The sequence below is a fragment of the Pseudoalteromonas sp. Ld20 genome (genome assembly GCF_045064175.1).
Taxonomy (GTDB): Bacteria; Pseudomonadota; Gammaproteobacteria; order Enterobacterales; family Alteromonadaceae; genus Pseudoalteromonas; species Pseudoalteromonas neustonica.
The window spans coordinates 34,100-53,851 of sequence record NZ_JBISHB010000034.1 but is presented as its reverse complement, the minus strand read 5'-3'; the positions used below and the strand labels follow the sequence as shown (position 1 = coordinate 53,851).

Annotated in this window: 16 protein-coding genes; 10 read left to right on the top strand and 6 right to left on the bottom strand. The window is 41.4% G+C overall.

Translation table 11 applies throughout. The annotated features are described in order from the left end of the window. Nucleotides 1-7 precede the first annotated feature (7 nt). Nucleotides 8-1,126, bottom strand: coding sequence for a 4-phosphoerythronate dehydrogenase (locus ACJJVX_RS10045; protein WP_405631292.1), 1,119 nt, complete (start codon nucleotides 1,124-1,126; stop codon nucleotides 8-10). Between the two features lie 111 nt (nucleotides 1,127-1,237). Then, a complete protein-coding gene (gene fabB, locus ACJJVX_RS10040; protein ID WP_405631289.1) occupies nucleotides 1,238-2,449 on the bottom strand; it encodes a beta-ketoacyl-ACP synthase I in 1,212 nt (403 codons plus the stop codon). Between the two features lie 177 nt (nucleotides 2,450-2,626). Here fabB and mnmC point away from each other — a divergent pair, with 177 nt between their 5' ends. Next, entirely contained in the window at nucleotides 2,627-4,651 is a 2,025-nt protein-coding gene (gene mnmC, locus ACJJVX_RS10035) for a bifunctional tRNA (5-methylaminomethyl-2-thiouridine)(34)-methyltransferase MnmD/FAD-dependent 5-carboxymethylaminomethyl-2-thiouridine(34) oxidoreductase MnmC (RefSeq protein WP_054203199.1), read from the top strand. A 71-nt stretch (nucleotides 4,652-4,722) separates the two neighbouring features. Continuing rightward, nucleotides 4,723-5,061: a hypothetical protein gene (locus tag ACJJVX_RS10030; protein ID WP_054203200.1), complete on the top strand. Its 339-nt coding sequence runs from the start codon at nucleotides 4,723-4,725 to the stop codon at nucleotides 5,059-5,061. A 13-nt stretch (nucleotides 5,062-5,074) separates the two neighbouring features. On the opposite strand, the gene ACJJVX_RS10025 is transcribed toward ACJJVX_RS10030, so the two are convergent. The 3 genes from ACJJVX_RS10025 to fadI all read right to left on the bottom strand — a co-directional run bounded on the left by ACJJVX_RS10025 (nucleotide 5,075) and on the right by fadI (nucleotide 10,663). Continuing rightward, the gene (locus ACJJVX_RS10025) at nucleotides 5,075-6,847 is read right to left on the bottom strand and encodes a putative bifunctional diguanylate cyclase/phosphodiesterase (RefSeq protein WP_405631285.1); all 1,773 of its coding nucleotides are present in this window, start codon (nucleotides 6,845-6,847) and stop codon (nucleotides 5,075-5,077) included. Between the two features lie 208 nt (nucleotides 6,848-7,055). Continuing rightward, on the bottom strand, nucleotides 7,056-9,353 hold the full coding sequence (gene fadJ / locus ACJJVX_RS10020; protein WP_405631283.1) for a fatty acid oxidation complex subunit alpha FadJ: 2,298 nt from the start codon (nucleotides 9,351-9,353) through the stop codon (nucleotides 7,056-7,058). Next, on the bottom strand, nucleotides 9,353-10,663 hold the full coding sequence (gene fadI, locus ACJJVX_RS10015; protein WP_054203203.1) for an acetyl-CoA C-acyltransferase FadI: 1,311 nt from the start codon (nucleotides 10,661-10,663) through the stop codon (nucleotides 9,353-9,355). The genes fadJ and fadI overlap by 1 nt, the downstream gene beginning before the upstream one ends. Before the next feature lie 285 nt (nucleotides 10,664-10,948). Here fadI and ACJJVX_RS10010 point away from each other — a divergent pair, with 285 nt between their 5' ends. The 8 genes from ACJJVX_RS10010 to ACJJVX_RS09975 all read left to right on the top strand — a co-directional run bounded on the left by ACJJVX_RS10010 (nucleotide 10,949) and on the right by ACJJVX_RS09975 (nucleotide 19,252). Continuing rightward, nucleotides 10,949-11,905: a MoxR family ATPase gene (locus ACJJVX_RS10010; RefSeq protein WP_054203204.1), complete on the top strand. Its 957-nt coding sequence runs from the start codon at nucleotides 10,949-10,951 to the stop codon at nucleotides 11,903-11,905. Nucleotides 11,906-11,908: 3 nt separating this feature from the next. Continuing rightward, complete coding sequence (locus ACJJVX_RS10005) at nucleotides 11,909-12,853, top strand: DUF58 domain-containing protein (protein ID WP_405631280.1); 945 nt, start codon at nucleotides 11,909-11,911, stop codon at nucleotides 12,851-12,853. A gap of 1 nt (nucleotide 12,854) precedes the next feature. Beyond that, nucleotides 12,855-13,292, top strand: a complete 438-nt coding sequence (locus ACJJVX_RS10000) for a DUF4381 domain-containing protein (RefSeq protein ID WP_054203206.1) — start codon at nucleotides 12,855-12,857, stop codon at nucleotides 13,290-13,292. Beyond that, nucleotides 13,285-14,271 (top strand): VWA domain-containing protein, encoded by a 987-nt coding sequence (locus ACJJVX_RS09995; protein WP_054203207.1) that lies wholly within the window; start codon nucleotides 13,285-13,287, stop codon nucleotides 14,269-14,271. The genes ACJJVX_RS10000 and ACJJVX_RS09995 overlap by 8 nt, the downstream gene beginning before the upstream one ends. Further along, nucleotides 14,271-16,193 carry a vWA domain-containing protein gene (locus ACJJVX_RS09990; RefSeq protein ID WP_405631277.1) on the top strand — a complete coding sequence of 641 codons (1,923 nt, stop codon included), beginning with the start codon at nucleotides 14,271-14,273 and terminating at the stop codon, nucleotides 16,191-16,193. The genes ACJJVX_RS09995 and ACJJVX_RS09990 overlap by 1 nt, the downstream gene beginning before the upstream one ends. Continuing rightward, a complete protein-coding gene (locus tag ACJJVX_RS09985; RefSeq protein WP_054454981.1) occupies nucleotides 16,187-17,830 on the top strand; it encodes a BatD family protein in 1,644 nt (547 codons plus the stop codon). The genes ACJJVX_RS09990 and ACJJVX_RS09985 overlap by 7 nt, the downstream gene beginning before the upstream one ends. 64 nt (nucleotides 17,831-17,894) lie before the next feature. Beyond that, on the top strand, nucleotides 17,895-18,452 hold the full coding sequence (locus ACJJVX_RS09980) for a sigma-70 family RNA polymerase sigma factor (protein WP_054454983.1): 558 nt from the start codon (nucleotides 17,895-17,897) through the stop codon (nucleotides 18,450-18,452). Continuing rightward, nucleotides 18,452-19,252: a DUF3379 family protein gene (locus tag ACJJVX_RS09975; RefSeq protein ID WP_169326984.1), complete on the top strand. Its 801-nt coding sequence runs from the start codon at nucleotides 18,452-18,454 to the stop codon at nucleotides 19,250-19,252. Before ACJJVX_RS09980 ends, ACJJVX_RS09975 begins: the two co-directional genes overlap by 1 nt. A gap of 179 nt (nucleotides 19,253-19,431) precedes the next feature. Here ACJJVX_RS09975 and ACJJVX_RS09970 read toward each other — a convergent pair whose 3' ends face one another. Continuing rightward, nucleotides 19,432-19,707 carry a winged helix-turn-helix transcriptional regulator gene (locus ACJJVX_RS09970; protein WP_405631274.1) on the bottom strand — a complete coding sequence of 92 codons (276 nt, stop codon included), beginning with the start codon at nucleotides 19,705-19,707 and terminating at the stop codon, nucleotides 19,432-19,434. Nucleotides 19,708-19,752 lie beyond the last annotated feature (45 nt).

The window sequence follows — 19,752 nt, the reverse complement described above, 5'->3', positions numbered from 1 at the left end:
GTCTAAATTATATTAAGTTAAACCCGAGCGCCGCTAGTACATCTGCATGCTGATTTGCGCCTGTGATATTTAGCGTGCTGAATTCACGCCTAATTGGATAGTTTTTTCTAAGGCTATCAAAACCTTGATTTACCAAATCTCGTCGTAAAATACCGTCATCTCGGCGCACATCATAGATAAGATGAATAAGTTGACCAAGATCAGGTATATCAAATGTTTCCTGCAGGTTAATATCCGTAATACTTGGTACAGGTAAAAAATCAGCTAAGGATTTCTTCGCTTCGACCTTTTCAAGTTCACATAGCTTTTGATACAGCATTTGTGTACCACGTGCTTTACCTTCAAGTGTGTGCCCTGCAATATGCACACTTGCCAATCGTGTATATTCAAGAAGCTCAGTTAATATTGTGGGTTCGTTTTCCCATACGTCAATAACTAAATCAAGTTGTGCACCATCTTGCATTACCTCAAGCAAGGCTTGATTATCAATAACGTCGCCTCTGCTAGCATTGATGATAATAGTACCGGCTTTGAGCGCTAACAAACGTGCTTTATTCAGCAAATGCAACGTGCTGTGTTTGCCTGTTTTTATCAAAGGAACATGAAATGTTACGATGTCAGATTGAGTTAGTAGCAACTCTAGATCTTGATGTTCATCAAGCTGCCCGGCTTCATATTTAGGTGGATCGCACACTAATACGGTGACATTTAGCGCTTTTAACTTTTCACGCAAACAACTACCTATGCTTCCAACCCCAACAATACCAATTGTCTTGCCTTCAATACTACTTGCATTTTCTTGGCTCAAAGCAAAAATACTACTAATTACATATTCAGCAACTGCTATTGCATTACACCCAGGCGCACTTGTAAATGCGATATTACGATCTTTTAAAAGTGCGGTGTCTATATGATCGATACCAATGGTTGCAGTACCTACAAACTTCAATTTATTTGCACTGTGAAGCAATGCGCTATTAACCTGCGTAACTGAACGCGTAAGTAATACATCAACATCGATTAACTGTTCACTTTGTAAAGTACGCCCATCGAAACGCGTTACTTCACCAAAATCAGCAAAGTATTGCTCAACAAGTGGCATATTTTGATCAGCAAGTATTTTCATTAACAAATCCTGTTGGCACGAAGAGCCGCCATTGTAACGAACATAGCCGGCTTTGAAAACGAAAAAGCCGAGCAAGTTGCTCGGCTTCTAAACTAACTAACTTTTGACTAATTAGCCTTTATATTTACTCATCACTAGCGTGGCGTTAGTGCCACCAAAACCAAAGCTGTTAGACATAACAGTATTTAGCTCAACGTCTTTACGCTCAGTGATAATGTTTAAGCCAGCAGCTTGTTCATCAAGTTCATCAATATTGATTGAAGGTGCAACAAAACTGTGCTCTAACATCAGTAGAGAGAAAATAGCTTCATGCACACCAGCAGCGCCCAGTGCATGCCCGGTCATTGCTTTAGTTGCACTGATCATTGGTGAATTACCACCGAATACTTCTTGAATTGCACCTAATTCTTTCACATCACCTACAGGTGTCGATGTACCATGAGTGTTTAGGTAATCAATGCTATCTACATTTTGCATTGCTTGACGCATACAACGTGCCGCACCTTCACCTGATGGAGCAACCATGTCATAGCCATCAGATGTTGCACCGTAACCAACAATCTCAGCATAAATATGTGCGCCACGAGCAAGTGCATGTTCTAACTCTTCAACAACAACAATACCGCCACCGCCAGATATAACAAAACCATCGCGGTTTGCATCATATGTGCGTGACGCTTTTTCAGGCGTTTCGTTATATTTAGTAGAAAGTGCGCCCATTGCGTCAAATTCCATTGCTAGCGTCCAATGTAACTCTTCACCGCCACCAGCAAAAACAACATCTTGCTTGCCTAATTGGATTTGCTCTACGGCATTACCAATACAGTGTGCAGAGGTTGCACATGCTGAGCTGATTGAGTAGTTAACACCTTTGATTTTAAACGGTGTTGCTAAACATGCTGACGTGGTACTTGCCATAGTACGTGGTACCATGTAAGGGCCTACACGTTTTACGCCTTTTTCACGTAAAATATCGGCCGCTTCTACTTGCCATTTAGATGAACCACCACCAGAACCCACAATAATACCAGTGCGTTCATTTGATACTTGATCATCAGATAAACCTGAATCATCTATTGCTTGTGCCATCGAAATATACGAATAAGCAGCAGCATCACCCATAAAGCGCATAGCTTTACGGTCAACAAACTCTTTAACGTCAATATCAATTTTGCCTGATACATTACTACGTAATTTATATTCAGCAAATTCTGGGTTAAAAGCGATGCCGCTTTTACCTGTTTTTAACGATTCTAATACTTCTTCTTTGTTGTTACCGATGCTTGATACAACACCGATGCCCGTAATAACGGCTCTTCTCATGGGTAATTACCTTAGCTTAATACTAAATTGTGTTCTATTTTACGCTGAAATGTACAACGAAGTGGTCAGCTTTCTAGCGTACACCTGTACTCTGAACCTCTAGCTTATAAATAACGCCAGACTATTTCAAAGAAAACACGTAAAATAATGAAAAAAAGTACTCATTAATTGCATACCATGATCAAAAACGCTGAAATTCACTTTAATCACTTAGGTACACCTATTGCAGACAACTTTAATGATGTCTATTTTTCAAACGATGATGGCCAAGCAGAGTCTGATTATGTTTTCTATCAGCAAAATAATATGCCTCATCGATTACAAAATCATGACCGACCTCATTTTGTTATTGGTGAAACAGGTTTTGGCACTGGGCTTAACTTTTTAAATACATGGCTGCAATTTAAAAATTATCTAACCAGTAGGCAACATCATAATCTAGAAGTTCACAACTCAGTACAACAAAATGTTCAGCGCTTACATTTTATTTCTTTTGAAAAGTACCCTATTAAAGCTGACGATCTAAAAAAAGCGCTGCAAGTATGGCCGACTTTAGCGTTACAGAGTAAACAGTTACTCGCAAAATACCCTATAAATTTAGCCGGCTGTCACCGTCTTGAATTTGAAAATGGTCAAGTTGTACTCGATTTATACTTTGGCGATGTTCTAGATTCACTTGCTGGCATAAGTTACCCGCAAACAGGTATTATAGATGCCTGGTACCTAGATGGTTTTGCACCAAGTAAAAACCCCGAGATGTGGCAACCAGCCTTATTTAATGCAATGGCAGATATTTCTCGCACTAATGCCACATTAGCAACATTTACAGTTGCCGGCGTTGTACGCAGAGGCCTTTCAGACGCTGGGTTTTCAGTACAAAAGGCGAAAGGGCATGGCAGTAAAAATGAAATGCTGATTGGCCATTTGCCTCATGCTAATAAAGCACACTCTGCTCCAGCTTACTTTACTCACCAGCAAAGCTCGCTTAAAAATGTAGCTGTTATTGGCGGAGGCATTGCCAGCAGTGCTGTTTTATATAGCTTGGCTAAACGCGGCTGTAACAGCCAACTATTTTGCCAAGATCCGCAACTTGCAATGGGCGCCTCTCATAACGTACAAGGTGCGATTTACCCGCATTTACAAGCAAAGAACTCCCCACACAGTGAGCTTTTTGCACACAGTTTTTTATACGCTAAACGACTCTATCAACAGCTCATAGACAATGGCTTTAATTATGACCATCAATGGTGTGGCGTATTACAACATGCGATAAAACAGCCATTAGCTGAGCGTCATCAAAATATTGAAAATAAGCAGCTATGGCCAAATGAATTAATGCACAGTGTAACCCCAGCTCAAGGCGATAAAATTGCAGGTGTCAGCACTGGCTACTCTGGCGTGTACTTTGAATTAGGAGGCTGGGTTAATCCCCCCCAGTTAGTCAATGCCCTTTACCAACAAGCTCATGCACTAACTCCGATCCAAAGCCATTTTAATTGTGATATCGACAAGCTTGAAAAAACACCACAAGGTTGGCTATTACAGAGCCAAGGGCAACAATTTGGCCCATTTAGTGACGTTATTATTTGTGCCGGTGAGCACAGTGACCGATTTGAACAAACTAAGTCACTGCCTATTGTTGGTGTGCGAGGTCAAGTCTCGCACGTACAAGCAAGTGCAGCCTCAACAAAACTCAAAACTGTACTCTGTCATAAGGGTTATTTTACCCCTGCGTATTTAGACCACCATTGTATGGGCGCAACCTTTGAAAAAAACACCAAAAGCCGTGCCGTTACAGAGCAAGACAACACCACCAATCGCGAGCAGTTACTTAACTTTTATGGACAAACAGAGTTTGCTAGTAGCTTAGGTGCTATCACGGCCGCCAAAGCCGCTGTACGCTGTAGTTTTATTGATCACCTTCCAATGGCTGGGGAATGGGCACAGCAAAGTGATTATATACATGCGTTTGCCAACTTACGCTCAGGAAAGCGCTATCAATACCAGCCATTACAAAAGCCGCTACAAGGCTTACATATACTTACTGGCTTTGGTGCTAGAGGTTTATGCAGCGCGCCACTGTGTGCGGAGCAATTAGTGGCTGTACTTAACGATGAACCACACCCTTTAAGTGAACGAGTAAGTCAGGCAATTCACCCTGCCCGTTTTATTGTAAGAGACTTAATTCGTAATAAAATTTAAGTTAGGTGACAACAAGCTAAAATTTAGACACAATCAGATAAAAGACTGGGATAAATTTTTTAAGGGATCTAATGACTAAAATTATAACGCCATTATTATTAGCTATAAGTTTGAGTTCGTTTACGTGTGCAGCAAACCTAGAAAGCGTACCGTTACCTGCTGACTTTAAACTCTCATTAACAGTTGCTGATGACTACCCGTTAGTACAAACAGGCTATGTGGCACAATCAGTGAGTGAAGTAAGTGCATTTTATCAAAAAACACTTGGTAACCCTGATCTTATAAAAGGCGATAGCTTGCGCCGTACTTTATTTTATACATTAGAGAGTAAAAAAATACGAATTAGCTTATACACCCAAACCACTCAAAATTACGTTACAGAGGTTGCCATTATGGTAAGCAAACCATAGCGCCTTACAAAGGTCAACACGCCCTGAGTAACGCTGTAAAATCTTCAGCACTGAGAGGCTTTGAAAAAAAGTACCCCTGATACAATTGACACCCCTCTTGTTTCAGTAATGCTAATTGCTCTGGTGTTTCAACGCCTTCTGCGATAGTGCCCATCCCTAAGTTTTGCGCAAGTTGAATAATAGTTCGCACCACCATGTGGTCTCGTCGATTGGTCGTACAATCATCGATAAAGCGCTTATCTATTTTTAAAATATCCAGAGGTAACAAGCTCAGCTGACATAGTGAAGAATAAGCAGTACCAAAATCATCAAGCGACAGGGTTAAACCAGCATTTTTCAACGCAGTCAGTACACGAATGTTGTCATTCGCATTTGCCATCAAAGCAGTTTCTGTTTGCTCTATTTCTAAACAGCTTGTAGTGCAATTATTACGTGCTAATGCGCTTGTTAGCTTATCTAAAAACAGTGGGTCTTGTAGTTGTATCGCTGACACGTTAATTGCAACACTTTCAATGTTAAACTGTTTTTTCCAATGAGCTATTTGCTGGCAGGCTGTTTCGGTGATCCACTCACCAATCGGGTTTATTAAACCAGTTTGTTCTGCTATTGGAATAAATTCAACAGGGCTAATAAACCCCAATTGAGGGTGGAACCAACGAATTAAGGCTTCAGCCGATTTGACTTCACCGGTCGTGATACACACTTTAGGCTGATAATGAAGAGCGAGTTCACCACGCTCCGTCGCAAACTTTAAATCGTTCTCTAATCGGTAGCGTCGTAGCGTTTGCTTTGTAAGCTGGCTTTGATAAAACGAAAAATCATTCTTGCCCACAGCTTTTGCATGGTACATGGCCATGTCAGCATTGCTACATAAAATTTCTATTTCAGTCGCATCTTCAGGAAAGATTGCGATACCGATACTTGCCGTTAACTGGTAGTTTTTTGCTTTTAATAAGTAGCTCGGTTTACTCAATGTGTGAATCGCATTGGCTAATGCACGAGCAACCTGTTTGGAGTTATTACTTGGTGTTGTGATAAAAGCGAACTCATCGCCACCTATACGAAATAATAGCGAATCTTCATCTATCAATTGACTAAAACGATCTGTCACCATTTTTAATGCACTATCACCAGTCAGGTGACCTAGCTGATCATTTACTTTTTTAAAGCCGTCTAAATCGATTATTAGTAATGAAAAGTTTAGCGTTGCATCTTCTCGGCATTGCTCTTTAAAAAACAGCAATACCTCAAAAAACTTTTTTCGATTACCCAACCCCGTTAAGTAGTCCGTATAGCTCTCAGTACGAAACAACTCCATTTGCGAGTGAGTTTTACGCTGAAAATAGGTCATGATTGTCGCAAATGAGGTGATAACTATCATCTCGACCCCATCTTCAATAATGTCTAAAAATTCAGCCGCATTAATAGAGGAGACATACGCACTTAATAGTAAAACAGCAATAGGGATAGGAAGCATGGAACCCGGGAAAACCATTAAATATAATAATGGGATCAATAAGTACACTTCTTCTATTACTTCTATATCAAGATGGAATAATAAGCCCACCATAAAAATAAATAAAAAGGATATTGCAGCTAAACCTTGTTTATAGCGCACATTAGAAAGAGCAAAAGCTAAGCCAAGAGTTACTAAAAACACCACGTAAGAAAGCTGTGCAATTAAGGGCTGATCAAACCGTAAAATAACAAAAGCGACTGTTGCTAAAGTAAGCGAAAAGCCAACGGCTAATAATTTTTTTGATTTAAGAAAGCCCATTTTAAACATTTAATATTCCACGATTAATTACTTTGTAATTATATGTGAAAAATAGAACTTTTTATTATTTTTTATTCTCCTGTCTGTGTTCCCTAAAATAGTTCGCTATATCCTTAATAGTACAAACTTTTTTAGTGGTTTTTTGAGCTGTCATTTTAAAAAGGCATAAAAAAACGCACTAATACTAAAGTGCGTTTTTATAAATAAAAATTAAAGATTAAGACTTTTTATCGGTACCTTCACACGCTGAGTTTACGACATTAGTATCAGTTTCACTATTTTCAGCGTCCTCTCTTTCAGCGTTAGTAACAGTCGCTTCTGAGCTCTCAATGTCAGTAGTTTCATCTTTGCTAATTGCGTCATCAACTACGGTTGTTTCAACAATATTTTGCTGTGTTTGAGCTGGTACTACTTGATAAAAACGCCCACCAGCATCAGCCATTGCAACCAAGGGTGCACACGGCGCAAATACCGGATTAAAATTAGCAAACGTCGCCATTTCTGAGCTTACTTTATCCGCACCAAGCTTATCCATATAACTAAATGGACCACCTAAAAATGGTGGGAAGCCAATGCCAAATATAGCACCAATATCACCATCGCGAGGACTGGCGATAATGCCTTCATCTAAACAGCGCGCTGCTTCGTTAAGCATTTGTGCAACGCAACGCTGAGCTATCTCACTCTTGTTTAAACGTGGTGAAGGGCTCACGCCAAGTAATTCGTAAACTGATTCGTCCACTTTTTTGCTCTTTTTATCGTATAGATAAAAACCACGACCCGTTTTACGGCCTAAGCGTTTCGCATCAATTAAACGCGAAAATGCATCTGGCGCTTTAAAACGATCGCCCAGTTCTTTTTCAAGAATTGGGGCAATTTTAGAGCCTATATCAATCCCTACTTCATCAAGTAAAGCGAGCGGCCCAACAGGGAAACCAAACTCAACAAGCGCAGCATCAATTTTTTCAATTGGCTCGCCTGCAAGTAATAAATTTGCAGCTTCATTCACATAAGGGGCAAGAATACGGTTTACATAAAAACCCGCTTTATCTTTTACCACAATCGGCGTTTTACCTTGCTTACGGGCAAAGTTAACAATCCGCGCGATGGTCTCTTGCGACGTACCTTCATGTGGAATGATTTCAACCAATGGCATTTTCTCAACCGGTGAGAAGTAATGTAAGCCAATCACATTCTCTGGACGGGCCGCTTCTGCCGCTATTTGTGAAATAGGCAATGATGACGTGTTACTAGCAAAAATAGTGTTTGCTTGGCATTCACGTTCAACATCAGCAACCATGCCCTGTTTAAGGCTTAAATCTTCAAATACCGCTTCAATCACTAAATCAATGTGCTTAAAACCACTGTAATTAGTTGTGCCAGTAATGCGATTCATTGTTTGTTGCAGTTCAGCTGTAGATAAAATGCGACGCTTTTGCTTTTTATCTAAAATTTTATAGCTGTAATTCATGGCATTACTAATGCCCTGCTCTGCTACATCTTTAATGCGCACTAATACACCCGCTTTTACAGCACTAACATGGGCAATACCTGCGCCCATTAAACCGCCACCTAACACTGCTGTTTTGGTGATCGCTGGTGCGTCATCGTTACGCCATTCTTTTTTCATTTCGGTGGTAGCAAAAAAGATCCCACGTAATGCTTTAGACTCGCTACTCATCACTAACGTAGCAAACCCTTCTGCCTCTGTTTTATAAGCTTTTAGCTCATCAAGCTCTACACTGGCGCGTATTGCTTTAATGATAGCCAGTGGCGCAGGGTAATGACCACCGGTTTTCTTCAGTACGTTTTCTTGTGCTTTTTTAAAAATGATATTGCGACCAAATGGATTTGACTCAAGCAATTGGCTAACACGATCAAGCTTGGGCTTACTCGCTTTTGCCTTGCCTTTTAACGCAAACTCTTTGGCCACTTTTAGCAATACAGTTTGAGGGACACAATCATTCACTAAGCCTGACTTTTTAGCTTGTTTAGCGCGTATTTGTTTACCTGTTAGTGTCCACTCTAGGGCTTTTTGCAAACCAACTAATTTCGGTAAGCGCTGAGTACCACCACCACCAGGTAATAGACCAAGCTGCACTTCAGGTAAGCCTAGCTTGGTAATATCGCTGTCAGTACACACGCGGTAATCACACGCTAAAGCAAACTCCAAACCACCACCAAGCGCTGCACCATGAATAGCACTGACGGTTGGAAACGGCAGTTTTTTCATATCAAAAAAGGCACGGTGACATAGCTCGCTGATCGCTAATGCATCTTCGCGACGCTCTACGCTATCCAGCATTTTCACATCGGCGCCGGCGATAAAGTTATCGCTTTTACCACTGATAAATACCATGCCTTTAACTGACTGCTGTTTCGCGTCATCAAGCAACGTTTTTAAATCATCGGCAAAGGTATCGCGCAGGGTGTTCATTTTTTCACCCGGCACATCAATAGTAACTACGGCAATACCGTTATCATCAACATCTAAACTAAATACAGACTGTGTCATTACGCACTCTCCAATACAAAAGCTGCACCTAACCCACCTGCGGCGCATGCAGTTGTTAGTGCTAAGCCACCGCCTCGGCGGTTAAGTTCGTGTAAACTTTGGGTGATAAGTCGTGCGCCAGTTGCTGCAAATGGATGCCCATATGCAAGCGAGCCGCCCATAACATTAAACTTATCCATGTTAATCTCACCAATCGCTTTACTGCGACCGAGTTTTTCTTGTGCAAATTTATCAGAGGCGAACATTTTCATATTTGCTAGCGTTTGCGCTGCAAATGCTTCATGCATTTCAATTAAATCAAGATCTGCAAGCGTAATACCTGCTCTTGCTAATGCGATAGGCGTAGAATGTGCAGGCCCCATTAACATGTCTTCATTTACGCCAATAGCAGAGAACGCAAAACTACGCACATACCCTAAAATGTTATAGCCTAATGCTTTAGCTTTGCTTTCGCTCATCATCAGTACCGCAGCCGCACCATCTGTTAGTGGTGTTGAGTTTGCAGCGGTTACAGAACCATGTTGACGGTCAAATGCAGGCTTTAATTTAGCATACCCTTCAACCGTTGAGTTATGACGAATATTATTATCTTGCTCGATAAAACTTTTATACGGCGGTAAATGCGCAGTCATAACTTCATCGGCAAGCTTGCCATCTGCCCATGATTGGCTAGCAAGTGTGTGTGAGCGATGCGCAAGCGCATCTTGATCTTCACGGCTAATATTATGAGTTTTTGCCATTTGCTCAGCAGTCTGACCCATAGATAAACCCGTCGAGTATTCTGCAACAGCAGGTGGTACAGGAAGTAAATCTTTTAAACGCAATTTTGAGAATATTTTTAAGCGTTGTCCAAGTGTGCGCGCTTTATTTAAATCAACAAGGCTGCCAGCTAGTTTTTTGCTTACGCCAATTGGCAATACCGATGACGAATCAGCGCCCCCCGCAATACCCACTTGTACAGAGCCTGCCATAATCGACTCAGCTACATTAGCAATTGCCTGAAAACTAGTTGCACAGGCGCGTGATACTGAGTAAGCATCAACGGATACTGGCATACCAGTACCTAATACGATTTCGCGGGCAATATTTGGCGCTTCTGGCATTTGCACTACTTGGCCAAATACTAATTGATCAATTTCAGATTTATCAAAGTTAAGGCGTTCAAGCATTTCGTTAACCACTAACTTGCCCATATCAAGGGCTGGTACATGGTGAAATGCAGTTGCTTGTTTAGCAAATGGTGTACGTAGACCACTGACGATGGCAATACGATCGCCCTTTGCTGTTTTTAGTATGTTTTGCTCAGACATTAATGCTCTCCCGCTGACAGGTCTGACCTGTTTATTTTCCTCGATTCTAAACAACCCGTGTACTAAAGCCAATAGAGAAATTGAAAATAGTATAATTAGTTACCAACAATAGGCTTTTTTTAGCGTATTTACAAAAAATACCTGTATTTCTATGCTAGGGTAAAAACCGTTAAAAAATAACGAACTATTTTGTAAAATAGGGTCTAACACTTGTGTTATAGAACAATAATCCCAATAACTAATAAAGCTTTTTATAAACCTTGCTAACCAGGACAGTCTTTTATTATGGCCGCTAACGTATTTTCACAATTAAAAACTTATTTAGACAGCCAAATTATTGGCCAGCCAGAATTAACTCAAGCGCTACTTATCGCTATTTTAGCCGATGGTCACTTATTAGTAGAAGGCCCTCCAGGGCTTGCTAAAACCCGAGCAGTAAATGCACTTGCCAAAGGCGTTGAAGGTTCATTCCAACGCGTGCAGTTCACTCCTGATTTATTACCTGCGGATGTCACTGGCACAGATATTTACCGCCAACAGACCAGTGAGTTCGTGTTTGAGAAAGGCCCATTATTTCATAACCTAATTTTAGCCGATGAAATTAACCGTGCCCCAGCTAAAGTCCAATCAGCCTTATTAGAAGCGATGGCAGAACGCCAAGTTACGGTAGGCAAAAATACTTACCCGCTATCTGATTTATTTATGGTGATGGCGACGCAGAATCCGCTTGAGCAAGAAGGCACCTACCCGCTACCTGAAGCACAACTTGATCGCTTTTTATTGCACCTAAGTATTGGTTACCCTGGCGCAGAGCATGAGCTTGACATTTTACGTCTGACTCGCGGCGAAGCACTGAGCGAACATCAAGCCCCTGCACAACAAATTAGTCAAAACGACTTATTTGCTTCACGCAAAGCGATTTTAGGCTTGCATCTAGCTGAGCCACTTGAACAGTATTTAGTACAGCTAATTATTGCCACGCGTGAAGGCGCTAAATTAGATGCTCAACTAGGCAGCTGGATTGAGTATGGCGCAAGCCCACGTGCCACGATTGCCCTTGATAAATGTGCCCGCGCACATGCTTGGTTACAAGGCCGTGACTTTGTTGCACCTGATGACATTCAAGCGGTACTGCATAATGTGCTGCGCCACCGCATTATCTTAAGTTACGAAGCACAAGCTGATGGTGTGACTAAAGATCAGGTTATTAGCCGTATCCTAGAACTTGTTGCCGTGCCATAAACTATGCAAAGCCAATTAGATAATCAACAATGGCTTAGCTTAAGTCATAGTCATGGGGTCGACTTAGGGCTTAAAGAGCTGATGTATTACAAAGCTAAAGCCCGCTTGCTTGAGCTTGCCCCAAAAGCTAAAATTAAAAACAGCCTAACTGGCCAATATCTTACGCCTCATAAAGGCCGTGGTATGGAGTTTGCCGAAGTACGCCATTATCAACAAGGCGATGATATTCGCTCAATTGATTGGCGTGTTACCGCACGTACTGGTGAAACCCACACTAAACTTTTTCAAGAAGAAAAAGAACGCCCAGTGTTTGTGTTTACCGACTTTTCTAATTCGATGCTGTTTGGCTCCAAGCTGTTACTTAAGTCTGTGCAAGCAGCGCATATTAGCGCATTAGTTGCATGGTCTGCATGTCAACGTGGTGATCGTATCGGCGGTATTGTATTTAATCAACATGGTCATTTAGAACTAAAACCCACCGCCCGTGAGAAAGCAGTATTAAAACTGTGTCACAATTTATGCGATAACCACCAGCAAGCACTGACACGCATTGACGAGCCCACCGAAAATAAACTCAGCGATAACCTCAAGCGCTTAAACCATTTAGCCAAGCCAGGTAGTTTAGTGTATTTGGTGTCTGATTTTAGCACCCTTGATGATGCCAGCTTTAAGCAATTAGAAATACTGAGTCGTCACTGTGAGCTAATTGGCTGCCATATTAGCGACCCATTTGAGCACCAGCTCCCTGCGTTTAAACAAACGGTAACAGTCAGTGCCAATGGTAGTGATTTTGCCCTGCCGCTTATGGACAAAGGCTTTCGTGATAAGTTTGCTAAAACTGCTGAGCAAGCATTTGCTTCACGTTTAGAGCGTTTAACTAAATCGGGTCTTAATTTAATATCATTCAATGCAGCTACACCCCTTGAGCTACAATTAGTGAGAAAGTAACATGCAAACCTCTCCATTAGATGGCCTACATGATGTAATTGTACCAACCCACGTTTCTTGGTGGCCATTAGCACCTATTTGGTGGGTTATAATGGCTATACTGCTACTGACTATTAGTTTTATCAGTTACAAGTTGTATCAGACTTACCAATTTAAAAAAGCCAAACGTCAGGCTATTTTACTAAGTAACCAATGCGATAATGATGCCCAGCAATTACATATTTTAATTAAACGTCTGGCATTACATTACTATCAACAACGCGTGGCATCGCAAGGCACGCAGCAATGGTGTAACACACTAAATAAGCTGACCGGTCAACAATTCACTGAACTTGAACTCATGAGCCTATATCAACCGCAAACCAATCAAGCGGCGCTAGCGAATAAATTAAAACTCGCCATTGTGCAATTTAAAGTAAAGGAGCCGTTAAATGTTTGAATTTAGCTGGCCTTGGTTATTTTTATTATTGCCACTACCTTGGTTGTTACGCTTGTTTAAACCCGTACACAGCGAAGGTAACACCCGATTACGTATTCCCAGTTTTGCCAAACACAATTTGGCCACGCAAGTTGCCCAGCAGCAAACTCGCGGTATTAGCTTATTTGAATGGTTAATTTGGGCTTTATTAGTCACCGCACTGGCAAACCCCACTTGGCTCGATGACCCAATTACATTACCTAATGAAGGTCGCGATATTATGCTTGCCGTGGATTTATCTGGATCGATGACCGAGCAAGATATGGCATATCAAGGCCAATATGTTGATCGTCTAACCATGGTGAAAGCAGTATTGAGTGACTTTATAGAGCAACGCCAAGGTGACCGATTAGGGCTGATTTTATTTGGCGACACGGCTTTTTTACAAACCCCACTCACCCGGGACGTAAAAACCGTGAGTCAAATGCTCTCAGAGGCACAAATTGGCTTAGTTGGCCGCGCAACTGCGATTGGCGATGCATTGGGTTTATCAGTAAAGCGCTTTGCTAACAAAGATGAAAGTAACCGCATAGTAGTACTCTTAACCGATGGCCAAAATACCGCCGGTAATTTAGATCCAGAAGAAGCCTTATTACTTGCACGCGAAGAAGGCATTAAAGTGTATACCATAGGTGTGGGCTCTGATAATCCGCGCGGTTTTAGCTTATTCAATATGGGTGGCATGAGCGGTGGAAGTTTAGATGAAACCTTACTTAAACGTATTGCTGAACAAACTGGCGGACTCTACTTTCGCGCAAAAGACGTGGCCGGCTTGCAACAAATTTATCAAGAGCTTGATAAACTCGAGCCTATCAGCGCTGATGAGCAAACTTTTCGCCCGCAAAGTGCATTATTTTATTACCCGTTATTAATTGCATTGGCCTTGATTGGCCTGCGCGTTATGTTCATTACGGCAAAAACACTAAGACAGGAGGCCTAATGGACTTTGAATTTATCCGCCCAGCCGTTTTGTGGCTATTAATCCCTGTGTGCTTAGTGTTTATGATTGCAATGATCAAAAACAAAAAAACGAGCCAAAGTGAACTAATCGCACCGCACCTTGCAAAGTTTGTGATCAACACCAATAGCAAAGAACAGTCGCAACCTATGTGGCTAATTGCCCTTTTTACTATTTTAGCCGTTGTTTTTAGCGCTGGCCCTAGCTTTGAAGAAAAGCAAGTACCGGTATTTCAAAGTAAAAACGCCCGTGTAATTGTAATGGATATGTCGCTGTCAATGTACAGCACCGACATTGCCCCAAGTCGCATAGTGCAAGCCCGTTTTAAAGCGCTGGATATGATTGAACTGTTTAAAGAAGGCGACACCGCACTTGTTGCTTACGCTGGCACTGCTTATACTATTTCTCCTTTAACCAATGATGCTGCAACACTTGAGAATCTGATCCCAAGTTTAAGCCCTGATATTATGCCCGACAAAGGCTCAAACGTACTTGCCGGCCTCGATGTAGCCAAAGAGCTATTAACACAAGCAGGCTACCTTGAAGGCGACATTATTTTAATTACAGATGGCGTGGAGCAAAGTGAGCAACAAGACATTAGTCAATTTACTGCAGCAAATAACTATCGGTTGAATATTTATGGTGTGGGTACAGAGCAAGGCGCGCCCATTAAGCTCCCTGAAGGTGGTTTTTTAAAAGACAGCTACGGCCAAATTGTGATCCCAACCATCAACACAAGCATGCTTAATAGCTTAGCCAAAAACAGTGGTGGCAAGTTTGCAACTTACCAACCTAGTGCTGGTGACATTCAAATTTTTGCACCCAGTGCCAACAGCGAAATGTTAAAAAATGAAAAACAAAGCCAAGCATTATGGCGTATTGATGCCGGTATTTATGGCCTGTTTATTTTACTGCCAATGATGATGTGGATTTTTCGCCGTGGTGCATTTGCCGCTGCATTTTTAGTCATATGCTTTTTACCACAACAAAATGCATATGCTGTAGAGGTGCCGCGTGTATTTAAAAATCAAGATCAACGCGCATTAGATGCTTACCAGAAAGGTGAATATGATCAAGCAGCTACAGCAAAATCAAGTCAATTAAAAGGCGCGGCGCTTTACCAGCAAGGCAATTTTGATGCTGCTTTGACACAGTTCAGTCAAGATAAAACCGCAACGGGTTTATATAACTACGGCAACGCCCTTGCCAAAGCTGGAAAGTTAGAAGAAGCAACACAAGCTTATAAAAAAGCCCTTGAAATAGACCCCGACTTTACCCAAGCAAAAGATAACAAAGCACTTGTTGAGCAATTAAAGGATCAGCAGCAACAGCAAGAAGATCAGGACTCAGATCAAGAGCAACAAAGCCAAGATGGCGAGCAAGCCCAAGATCAGCCAAACAAAGAAAATAAAGATAAATCACAACAAGGGGACAAACCATCTGAAGATCAACAACCTCAACAAGGTGATGAATCCAAGCAAAGTGATGAACAGCAAGCTGATGACAAGCAAAAAGATGGTAAACCTTCTGATCAAAAAACGAATGAGCAAAATGACCCAAAAATGGAAGCTCAACCAAATGACACCGATAAAAGTAGCGAAGAGCAGCAGCAAAGTGCGCAGAACGAATCAAAGGATGACGCCGCTAAAGATGATGACAAGCAAGCACAACCGCAAATGACCTCTGAGCAACAGCAACAAGCAGAAGAAGCTGCAAAGCAACAAGCTATGCAAGCGCAAACTGCAGAGCTCACTAATGAAGAAAAAGAAAAAGCACAGCAATTAAATCAACTGTTGCGCAAAGTCCCCGATGACCCTGCTATTTTATTACGCAATAAAATGCAATTAGAAGCCCAAAAACGAAACCGTCAACGCCGTCCACAAGGAGTCGAAAAATCATGGTAATGCGATTAATCTGTTGTTTGTTGCTTATCAGCGCTATGCCCCTGTGGGCTGTTACTCAATTACAAGCCAGTGTTGATAAAAACCCGGTACTCGCGGGTGAATTTTTTACTCTCAGTATCAGTGCTGACGACACCATAAAAAACGAACAACCAGACACCTCTGCGTTGTTAAAGGATTTTGTCGTTGGGCCAACCAGTGTTAGTACTCGTACTAATATCGTCAATGGCAGTATTTCAAAGCAAACGACGTGGTCAGTTAAGCTAATGACCCGAAGTGCGGGTGAATATACAATACCTGCATTTAGTATTGCTGGCGTAAACTCTATTCCCATCACTTTAAAAGTGGCGCAGCGCAGCAAGGATACTGAGCAAAGTAGTGATGCATTTATTAAAGCGTCGCTTTCTAGTGAAAGTTTATTCGTGCAAGAAGCTGGCCTATACACGATTAAGCTCTACCTTGCTAAAGAACTGCTAGATGGCAATTTAACGGCACCAAGCATGCCTGATGCACAATTGAGTCAAATCGGTAAGCAAACGGAAAACTATGAACTTATAGATGGAAAACGTTACTTAGTTATCACCCGAGAGTATTTAGTCCAGCCACAAAAAAGTGGCAGTTATACTATTGAAGCGCCTGCGTTTCAAGGCCGCGTTCGCCAGAATTACCGCCAACTAGAAATCTCCGCACTAGGTGAAAGCGTCAATGTAGAGATAAAGCCAATACCGAGTGATTACCAAGGTTCATGGTTACCAAGTGAGTTAGTCAATTTAGATGAACAGTGGCAACCAACTGACGATACTGTTGAAGTTGGCACACCGATTACACGGACTTTAACTTTAACAGCCCTTGGTATTACTAAAGAGCAATTACCTGACATTAAATTACCTGAAATACAAGGCATTCGCAGCTACCCTGATGAAAAAGAGAATAACCACCTAGTCCGTGATGGTCGAGTAATATCACAACAAACAGCCTCATACGCACTATTACCACAAACACCAGGCACATACACATTACCTGAGGTAAGCGTGCCTTGGTATAACACCAAAATAAATCGAATTAGCTATGCTACGCTACCTGCCCGTACAATCACTGTGATACCTAGCAGCACCACAACGCTAAACCCACCCTTGCCTGCACAATCAGATCAAGGCGTATCGGCAGATTCACGTACACCAATATCTACCTCATCAGTGTATATAAACTCATATCCGTTATGGCTCGTGATTATCAGTGTAATTGGTTACTTATTATGGCTTATAACACTTATTTTATGGTGGCGTAGTAAATCTCATCGTGAGCTGATAAATGCCCCCGCTAAAAAAGTAACAAATAAATCGTCACTATTTTTGGATGAATTAAAACGCCACAGTAAAAATAACGATGTAAGCGCTTTTTATCAGGCTCTAAATCGTTACGCGGTACAAACAACAAAACAATCTCATAGTGCGATAGACAAGCTAGAACTGCACGCCGATAATGCTTTGCTTAGCCAGCACATTGCTAAATTGCGGGCTGCGCTCTATAGTCCTAACAATACAGATGTTGATATGGTTGCTATTGTAAACCTATTACAAGAGCAACATAAAATACAAAAAACATCACAAGAATCGGTGTTAAAAGGACTTTATAAATAGAGTTTGAGTAATGAGGTGTTATTCTCGACTTAAACAAAGAATTACTTAAAATAAAAAAGTGCTTATGCTTGGAAATAAAAATTCTAATGATCAGGTCTTAGTAAATATGGCAGAGAAACAAAAACGCTATGAGAAACTTGTTCATGTTTATCATAGTGAACTATATCGCTTTGCTTATTGGTTATGTCGTGACCCTAATATTGCCGAAGATCTTGTTCAAGAAACGTTTTTACGTGCTTGGCGCGCTCTTGACTCACTATTAGATCAAAAAGCAGCTAAACCATGGCTATTGACGATTTTACGCCGGGAAAATGCCCGCCGTTTTGAACGCAAACAATTTGATTATAGTGATGTTGAAAATGACACCTTAGTTGACGAAAAAAGCGTCACTTTGGATGACGAAATGGAACAAACAGTGATCCAACGTCAAATTGCTAAATTATCCGATGAATACCGCGAACCATTACTGCTGCAAGTTGTAATGGGTTGCTCAGGTGAAGAGATAGCAGAAATATTAGATTTAAATAAGAACACGGTTATGACACGTTTATACCGTGCGAGAAACCAGTTAAAAGAGGCATTAAGCCGTGATGATGAACAACTTAAAGGGGCATCAAAATAATGGATGATCTCGAGTTTCGTCGCCGAGTTTTTGCACAACCAAGTAGCACCGATGAGGAGCTATTGGAATTTGCAGAGCAACACCCTGAGCGACAAGAGCTAATCAATGAAATGCAAGCTTTTGATTTAGAGCTTTCAGGCGCACTTGATATACCTGTACCAAAAGGGCTCTCAGAGCGTATTCTAGCGAATACCGCTGCGCATACTCAAGATGAGTCTACTGCTACACAGCACACAAAATCTGAGCAAGCTAACGCAGTAACGCAAACACAGCAACCTACTAATAATGTTGTTGATGCCAGTTCACGCTTTAAACGTAATCGTTTACCGTTAGCAATGGCCGCCTCATTATTAGTAGCGGTCAGTGCATTTTTCTTTAGTAGTGAACAAAGTGTAGCCTATGGTGCTGGCGAACATGCACTTGCTCACGTTTACTATGAAATTAATGCATTAGAAAAAACTGCCGAAATCAGCTTACAAACGGTCAACGAAAAATTTGCCGTATTAGGTGGTCATTTAGATGAGTTACCCGGCAAAGTCACCTACTTGATGTTTTGCGACTTCAAAGGTCAAAAAGGGTTACATTTAATATTTGAGTCTGATCACGGACCTATGACTGTATTTATTGTGCCATCGAAGCAACAATCATTTGGTCTTGGTCAAGATGACTTCCAAGATGACCGTTTTGAAGGCCATATTAATCGTGGCCCGGATGCTGATACTATTTTAGTCGCCAGCCTCGGTGCACCACTACAAAACTACAATGATCGTATTAACCATGCAATTCGCTGGTTAAACTAATAACTAAGTGCATAGGCGTTTTATCTACGCCAATGCACTTCCCCACGGTCATAATCCTATTATTCCAATGAATGGGAGAAGCTTAACGCTCTATGAAAAAATTCATCCTGAGAACGAACTGAATACCAATAAAGCACATCAAGCGTTTTTAGATTTACAGCAGTTATTTTAACTCGCTGCTACTGCTTTACTTGCCAATAGCCTGTTTTCTTTGCGCCTATGCGTGTTATTAATCTCGCACCTTTTAAAAATTTTATGCGCCTTTCAATGGTACTTTGCGACTTACCACATTTCTCAGCAAGCTGTGCATTGGCCATATAGCGGCCTTGTTCGATAAACGCCAAAATGACTTTATCAACGTCAGATAGTTTTAACCCCTCACTTAAGCCCGCATTTAAACCCTCAGCTTCTGACGTTTTAGCCTCAGTTATTGCATCAAAAATCATTTGTAACATGAACTCAATAAATGGAGCGCTATCGGTTTGCTGGGTGCTTTGGCG